This is a genomic window from Ammoniphilus resinae (genome assembly GCF_017873965.1).
In the GTDB taxonomy this organism is placed as follows: domain Bacteria; phylum Bacillota; class Bacilli; order Aneurinibacillales; family RAOX-1; genus Ammoniphilus_A; species Ammoniphilus_A resinae.
In genome coordinates this window covers 171499-179173 of record NZ_JAGGKT010000011.1, presented here as the reverse complement: position 1 = coordinate 179173, position 7675 = coordinate 171499, and the positions used below count along the sequence as shown (strand labels likewise).

At 43.8% G+C, this 7675-nt stretch carries 8 protein-coding genes and 1 pseudogene; 8 read left to right on the top strand and 1 reads right to left on the bottom strand.

The window, feature by feature from the left end; all coding sequences use genetic code 11:
- Positions 1–182 precede the first annotated feature (182 nt).
- From J2Z37_RS17390 to J2Z37_RS17365, 6 genes are all read left to right on the top strand, one after another.
- Positions 183–737 (top strand): YkoP family protein, encoded by a 555-nt coding sequence (locus J2Z37_RS17390; RefSeq protein ID WP_209811560.1) that lies wholly within the window; start codon positions 183–185, stop codon positions 735–737.
- 77 nt (positions 738–814) lie between these two features.
- Positions 815–997 carry a hypothetical protein gene (locus J2Z37_RS17385; RefSeq protein WP_209811559.1) on the top strand — a complete coding sequence of 61 codons (183 nt, stop codon included), beginning with the start codon at positions 815–817 and terminating at the stop codon, positions 995–997.
- 13 nt (positions 998–1010) lie between these two features.
- Positions 1011–2150, top strand: coding sequence for a putative cytokinetic ring protein SteA (gene steA, locus J2Z37_RS17380; RefSeq protein ID WP_209811558.1), 1140 nt, complete (start codon positions 1011–1013; stop codon positions 2148–2150).
- A 9-nt stretch (positions 2151–2159) separates the two neighbouring features.
- On the top strand, positions 2160–2708 hold the full coding sequence (locus tag J2Z37_RS17375) for a copper transporter (RefSeq protein ID WP_245203891.1): 549 nt from the start codon (positions 2160–2162) through the stop codon (positions 2706–2708).
- 24 nt (positions 2709–2732) lie between these two features.
- Positions 2733–3401: a glycosyltransferase family 2 protein gene (locus J2Z37_RS17370; protein ID WP_209811556.1), complete on the top strand. Its 669-nt coding sequence runs from the start codon at positions 2733–2735 to the stop codon at positions 3399–3401.
- Entirely contained in the window at positions 3386–4219 is an 834-nt protein-coding gene (locus J2Z37_RS17365; protein ID WP_209811555.1) for a hypothetical protein, read from the top strand. The genes J2Z37_RS17370 and J2Z37_RS17365 overlap by 16 nt, the downstream gene beginning before the upstream one ends.
- A gap of 286 nt (positions 4220–4505) precedes the next feature.
- Here the strand turns inward: J2Z37_RS17365 and J2Z37_RS17360 are convergent, their stop codons facing one another.
- Positions 4506–4739: a DUF2627 family protein gene (locus tag J2Z37_RS17360; protein WP_209811554.1), complete on the bottom strand. Its 234-nt coding sequence runs from the start codon at positions 4737–4739 to the stop codon at positions 4506–4508.
- Between the two features lie 139 nt (positions 4740–4878).
- Between J2Z37_RS17360 and J2Z37_RS17355 the strand changes: the two are divergent.
- A pseudogene (locus J2Z37_RS17355) lies at positions 4879–6282 on the top strand (sigma-54 interaction domain-containing protein); the annotation flags it as partial.
- Positions 6283–6571: 289 nt separating this feature from the next.
- Entirely contained in the window at positions 6572–7633 is a 1062-nt protein-coding gene (locus J2Z37_RS17350) for a Glu/Leu/Phe/Val dehydrogenase dimerization domain-containing protein (protein WP_209811553.1), read from the top strand.
- The last annotated feature ends 42 nt before the right edge of the window (positions 7634–7675 follow it).

Here is a 7675-nt window from a genome sequence, read left to right as displayed (position 1 = left end):
GTAAGAAATATGTAGTGTCAAAGCCGTGTGCGTAGGTCCGCATGCACGGTTTATTGAGAGGGGTGGGTCAGTAATGACCACCCCTACTCTCTTTTGTATGTATGATGAGTGATATTTTTTGAGGAAAAGTTGGACAAAATAAACATATATGGAAAGCTGTCCGGAAAAAAGAGGTGGAGCCATTGTTCCAAGCAATCTTGCCCTTCTGGGGAATCATCGATCAAATTTATTTCCAATTCAATCGCCTGCAATTTATCGACAAAGATGGAGGAAATGTGTTTCGGGTTCGCCCTATTTGTTATCGAGGAGAGACGCTTATCCTAAAGGATGGAACGGAGATTCACTCGGGGGATCTATTGCTGAAGATCCATTTGTATAATTATGCCCTGATGAAAGAAATGGTTGGTATGAGATCAGAGATTCGTAGAGCTTTGTTTGTCTACCAAATGGTTGAAAATTCAATGCCAGGTCTGGCCAAATACCTCCATCTTCATCCGCGTTCAGAAGAAATTAAAGGGGTCATTGGGATTACGCTTTTAAATCGTGGTGTCAGACATCTTGGATTTGACAGTATTCCCATTGCCAATGACTATTACCGCCGCTGGAAAAAATCCTATATGGTTCCGATGTATTATATCTGCCACGGGTTTCACAAAGGCAACAGCAATAAAAAACTGGATCCGAAAATATTAGTGATGAGTAAGAACCGGTTGTTTGAAAGCTATCTGAATCCTTAGACTCCCTTCCAGGATTTTGAATAGAATCCATCTAATTCGTTAACAATGAAAAATAACATCACGGTTGGAGTGAGACGATGAGGACGGTAAAAAGCTTCACTGCAGATAATGAATTTGTCTTAACGGATCAGATTAACATGTATGCCAAAGGAAATGAATTAGAGGTTTTATCATTTCAAATCCACACATTAGAAAGGGAAGGCAAGACTATTTTCAGTGCTTTTGTCCTGTATCAGTGGGTAGAGGAGGAAGAAACATAGGAGGGCTCGAAAGTTGTTTGCTAAGAAGATAAAAGGATCTATTCGAGGGTCCATTGTGGTGGATAAGAAAACCAAAAATTTAGTAAAAAGAGTTAGACCGGGACAAATTGCTGTGATTTGCCATGAGGATCTAGACGAAATAGCCGCTCGTGATTTAGTATCCGCAAAGGTAAAAGCCGTAATTAATTTGGCTCCGTCGATTACGGGAAGTTATGTCAGTGTGGGAGCCAGAATCCTTCTACAACATGGAGTTCCTCTTTATGATTCTGATGCATCACACCTTCTCCCCACGCTTTCAGATGGTGAAACAGTTGAGATTGTAGATGACAGTATATGTCTCATCCAAACAAAACCAATAACTATTCGTGAAATCACGATGGAGGAAATTGGGCAAAAGTGGGAGATGGCTAATCAAAATCTCTCTGATCGTTTGGGAATGTTTATTGAAAATACACTGATTTATGCCCAGAAAGAAAAAAGCTATTATATTTCTCCACTTCCCCATATTTCTTCAAAGGTCAATATGAATCATCGACATGTTTTGATCGTTGTTCGAGGTAAGCATTACCGTGAGGACTTGAAAGCAATTCGGTCTTATATTCAGGATTATCGACCAGTTTTAATCGGGGTAGATGGGGGAGCGGATGCCCTTCTGGAAGAAGGGTGGAAACCGGATATAATTATTGGGGATATGGACAGTGTTTCCGACGCTGCGCTTTTTTGTGGTGCCGAAATTATTGTTCACGCATATCCTAATGGACATGCCCCTGCCAAGGAACGTTTGGTTGCATTGGGGATTCCTTTTGAAATTCTTCCCGCTCCTGGAACAAGTGAAGATGTTGCCATGCTGTTTGCCGATGAAAAGGGGGCCGAATGGATCGTTGCTTTAGGGGCTCATTCGAACATGATCGATTTTTTGGAAAAAGGGCGTAGGGGCATGGCAAGCACCGTTTTGGTCCGGATGAAAATGGGCATGAAGCTGATTGATGCCAAAGGGGTTAGCATGCTGTACCAAAATCAGGTACGGTGGAAGAACTTCTTTTTTATTGGTACCGCTGCAGCCGTCCCGATGATTGCTGCCAGTGTGATCAGTCCGGCTGTGCGACAGTTCTGGCATTTATTATGGCTGCAAATCAAATTTTTTATGATGTAGGTGATAAACATGATCACCCTCCGCTATCATTTTTTAACCATTACCGCGATTTTTTTATCATTGGGACTTGGCATTATCCTTGGAGGGAGTATAGGCCAGCATTGGATTTATGAGAAACAGCAAGCCTTGATTGTAGGACTTGAGAAAAAGTATGACAAAGCACTGCAGAGCAATGAAGAATTAAAAAATCAATTGCATGAATTAACGATGCGGATTGATGAAACCAATCGAGAGTTTAGTACTTTTGTCAGTAATGATTACCTTCCAGATCTACAGGGCCAGCAAATTGGCATTTGGAAACAGGAGGGAATGGATGCCAAGCAATTAATTGATCTTTTTACATCGGTTGGAATGGAAATTGTGGAGATGGATCAACTAAGGGCAGAAAATTCGGTGACCTATCCTGTTGTTTTTATTGGTGATCAAATCCCGGAGTGGGCAACTTTGCTACCGAAAGACGCCCAAATCCATATTACCGGCTATCAAACTCCCACCAAACAATGGGAACTTCTACGAAATATTCAAAAGCTTTATAAGTCCTCAGCAGGACAACTATAGGGTTCGTGATGAAGGAGAATCGGTATGGGCATTAGCATTGTGATTCCTGCTTTTAATGAAGAAAAATACTTGGCGCAAACCTTGGGGGTTTTGCAAAAGGAAAAGGGGATTTCTGAGGTGATTGTCGTTGATGACGGCAGCGAGGATCTTACCTCTGAGATTGCCAAATTGTTCACTGATCAAGTGATTACTTTAGAGTCAAACTATGGAAAAGGGGAGGCCTTGCGCAGGGGATTTGCGGCGTCTTCCGGGGACATCCTCGTCTGTCTAGATAGTGATTTAGGGGAGTCGGCCCGGTTTGTCCGTGAACTGTATCTTCCTGTTTTAGTAGGACAGGCGGATATGAGTATAGCCGTCCTTCCTCCAGCTCATAAGCGAGGTGGTTTTGGCTTGGTGAAGGGGTTGGCACGTCGAGGAATTCGACAATTAACAGGTTTTGATCCCACGAGCCCGCTTTCCGGTCAAAGAGCTTTCACAAGAGAAGCGGTCTCGAAGATTAGTTCCTGGGAAGGAAGGTTTGGGATTGAGGTTGGCATGACAATTGATATCATGCGAAGCGGGATGCGGATCATGGAGGTCCCTGTTCCCTTTAGCCACCGAGAAACCGGAAGAGATATCAGCGGATTTGTGCATCGGGGAAAACAATTTATGGATGTAGGAAAGGTGTTAGGTAGGAAATGGATATGGCGTTAGCCTGGGGGATCCTTATCGTTGGATTTGTTTGGTTTATCTTTCAACAGTTGTATCCCTATCTACTTCAATTTCTCCAATCCAGAGGAATGGTTCGGGAAAATTACCAGGGGATGGCTATTCCTATAGCGGTTGGTCTTTTCATCCCATTGGCGCAGGTTGTTGCGCTTCCTTTTCTTGTATTGTATGAGCAGATTAGGTCCATCTATCTTTTTCAAGTTGTGGTCCTCGTTGGAATTGCTTTTTTGGGCTGGCGGGATGATCTGTTTGGGGGGAATGAAGCGAAAGGGATTCGCGGGCATTTTCTGTTATGGAGGCGTACGGGAGCTGTTAGCACGGGCTTACAGAAAGCGATCGGGACGTGTATTCTTTCTTTTCTGATCTGTGCTATGTATAGCACCTCTCTCCTTGCTTTTTTTATCGATTTCTTCCTGATTCTCTTTGCTACCAATTTGCTGAATTTGCTTGACCTAAGACCAGGTAGAGCGATCAAATCGTTCCTCCTGTTATTGATCCCACTGTTCGCTTTCAGCGTAATCATTTATTCCCCTTTGCTTTGGTTGCCCCCATTGACTGCAGCCTTTTTTTTGCTGCGCTTTGATTTACAGGGGAGAGCGATGCTTGGTGATACAGGCTCTAATAGTCTAGGTATGCTGATAGGCTTCTGGACGGTTCTTTTCGCAAGCCTGGAATATAAGTTGATTTTTTTGATTATATCGGTCTTGATTCACCTTTATGCTGAAAAAAAGTCTATTACCGTTCTTATTCAAAATACGGCTTTCCTACGTTGGCTGGATACGCTTGGGAGGAAAAAGGCCTAAAGTTGGCTATGATGATGTGCGCGAGTCCAGGCCTGATTCTGACGGTTGAGGTGAAGTATCGAACCAAATAGGGTCTCCTGGGTCCATCGCCAAATAGGACGGACCGTATAGGCGCTATTCAAGCCAAATGTCAAGAATTCGGGGGGTATCCGGACTCAAAAGCCGTTATTTCACCGTTAAGCCAAACTTGAAGTGTATCTCAAAAAGAAAAGCGTGATTCAGTATGCGAATCGACGCTTGAAACAACTTTGATGTTGCCCTCGTAACGGAATCCGTTCGTCCCAACCTAACGTCTCTGATTCTCTTGTTTCCTTCTCTCCCGGCGAATGTACCATCCCCCAATAAAGGCGAGGCCCCCCGCAAATAGAATCAAACCGCCAATAAATTTCCAAATCTCAAAGGGTTGTCCGCTCCCAAAGTTGTTAAAGATCACGTCACGCATGACCGCCCATCCATATGTAGCGATAACACCCGGTATTGCAATAATTAAGACGGCGATTAGCCGTTGCACGTATAACATGTTGATTCACCATCCTTATGGATTCCAACTATCATCTTAAATAAAAAAGTCCTTAAAGTCTACTAATAGGAATAAATTAAAAAGAAAAGTAAGCTTTATTCCCACTGGAGGACTTAAAGTGAATGGAGATAAATGGGCCGATATGAAATCTTTAGCAGAGGAAATTATAGGTCTTAAGGAAATGCAAACCTTTCTTGAAGCGATTATCAATTCATCCGAAGATGCGATCTCTGTTGTCGATGCCTGGGGCAATGGGATGATGATCAATCCGGCTTATACGCGACTTACGGGTCTAACTTCCGAACATATCATTGGTCAACCCGCCGATGCGGATATTTCGGAAGGGGAAAGCATGCATATGAAAGTATTGCAAACCGGAAAACCGGTAAGAGGAGTACATATGAAGGTTGGGCCCAAAAACAAGGACGTCATCGTCAATGTGGCGCCTGTCATTGTCGACCATGTTCTGAAAGGCAGTGTCGCGGTTATTCACGATACGACTGAATTTAAAAGATTGACGAGAGAGCTTGAAAAGGCCAAGCGGATCATTCGTAAGCTAGAAGCTAAGTATACGTTTCAAGATATTATCGGTACGAGTGAACCTTTGATCCATGCGGTTGAACAAGCAAGGAAATCAGCGTTGACCCCTGCTACGGTTCTATTACGCGGAGAGTCAGGAACCGGAAAGGAACTGTTCGCCCACGCGATCCATAACGAGAGTACGAGAAGATATAATCAATTTATTCGTGTCAACTGTGCCGCCATTTCCGATCAATTGCTGGAAAGCGAACTCTTCGGGTATGAAGAGGGTGCATTTACCGGGGCTAAAAAAGGAGGGAAACGGGGCTTTTTTGAGGAAGCCAACGGAGGAACGATTTTTCTGGATGAAATTGGGGAGATGAAATTTAATACCCAGGCCAAATTACTACGCGTGTTACAGGAAAAAGAATTAGTTCGAGTTGGCGGAAGCAAACCGATCCCCGTGGACGTACGGATTATTGCTGCCACTAATGTCAACTTGGAAAAAGCAATACAAAATGGGACCTTCCGAGAAGATCTGTATTACCGGATCAATGTGATGCCAATATTTATCCCCCCTCTTCGTTATCGAAAAGAAGATATTCTTCCTTTATCACTCCATTTAATTCGCAAATTTAATCAGGAATACGGCCGTGCAGTCATGGATCTTCATCCCCAAGCCTTAACAAGGCTTCAAGATTATGAATGGCCCGGGAACATACGTGAGCTGGAAAACGTGTTGGGGCGTTCCATCATTAATATGAAATTTTCCGAAACACATATTTTACTCGGACATTTGCCCGAATTAGTCAATCGCAAAGCTCCCCTCGAAGGCCCACTAGAAGTCGTATCCATACAAGAAAACGAGCAGGAGAAGCTCTCGGAAATTTTAAGCCGGGTGGAAAAGGAGACTGTTTTGCGGGTATACGAGCAAACTGGATTTAATAAGACGGAAACAGCTAAACGATTAGGGATTTCCATCCGGAATTTATATTATAAATTAGATAAATACGATGCTTGCTAGATGTTGCCTGCAAATTATTGCAGGCTTTTGCCATTTTTTGCAGAGCTTCTGGCGAACCCCCATTGAACCTTTGGGGAAACGCTTTCATATTCTGTTGGCATAGAAATTGCTTAATAGGTTATACACCAACCGAATACTTTTCCTACTTAGTGATACCTATTCAATTTGAAGCCCTAAAGGACAACTAGATGGCTTGTGAAAAGTAACATCGATGATTTTTGGCGAAGAACGCGACATCCTGTGTATCATCAATGTAGTTCACAAGCCCGAAGATGAAGGAGGGTATACGATGATCTTTGAAATGCTTGAACAGGATAATTACGAGCAGATCCTCTTCTGTCAAGATAAGAATACTGGGTTAAAGGCAATTATCGCGATCCATGATACGACCCTGGGACCCGCTTTGGGTGGAACAAGGATGTGGCCCTATGCAAGTGAACAGGAAGCGATTGTTGACGCGCTTCGACTGGCGAAGGGAATGACCTATAAATCGGCAGCAGCTGGACTTAATCTTGGCGGAGGAAAGGCGGTCATTATTGGGGATCCACGAAAAAAAACGGAGGAATTGCTCCGTGCTTATGGTCGATTTATCCGCTCTCTTAATGGGCGTTATATCACAGCAGAGGATGTCGGTACTACTGTTGAAGATATGGATATCATCCGACAGGAAACAAAATTTGTGACGGGGGTGTCACCTGCTTTCGGCAGTAGTGGGAATCCTGCACCTGTGACGGCTTTTGGAGTGTACCAGGGAATGAAGGCGGCCGTTCAGGCTGCTTTTGGCTCAGATGGTTTAAAAGATAAAACAATCGCTGTGCAAGGGGTTGGAAATGTCGCCTACCAGCTTTGCCGATATCTGCATGAAGAGGGGGCAAAGCTGATTGTAACAGATATTAACCCAGATAATTTGGGACGTGCGGTAAACGAATTTGGGGCAACGGCGGTTGGGGTTGAAGAGATTTATGGGGCAGACTGTGATGTTTTTTCACCTTGTGCATTAGGGGCGATTATCAATGATCAAACCATTCCCAAGTTAAAAGCGAAAGTGGTTGCCGGTTCGGCAAATAATCAGCTGAGAGAGCCAAGACATGGTGAAATGTTGGAGGAAAGGGGAATTTTCTACGCCCCGGATTACGTCATCAATGCTGGCGGTGTGATGAACGTGGCTGATGAGCTACAGGGATACAACAAGGAAAGAGCGCTTAAAAAAGTGGCAACGATCTACGACAATATCCAAAAAGTATTTGAGATTGCAGCCGAGGAGGGAATTCCAAGTTACCTGGCAGCGGATCGCTTGGCGGAAAAACGGATTGAAGCTGTTAAAATGTCGCGGAGGATGTATTTGCCATAAGACCCTAAAGGTCCACAAATTAACAGATAAAGGAGGGAAGGA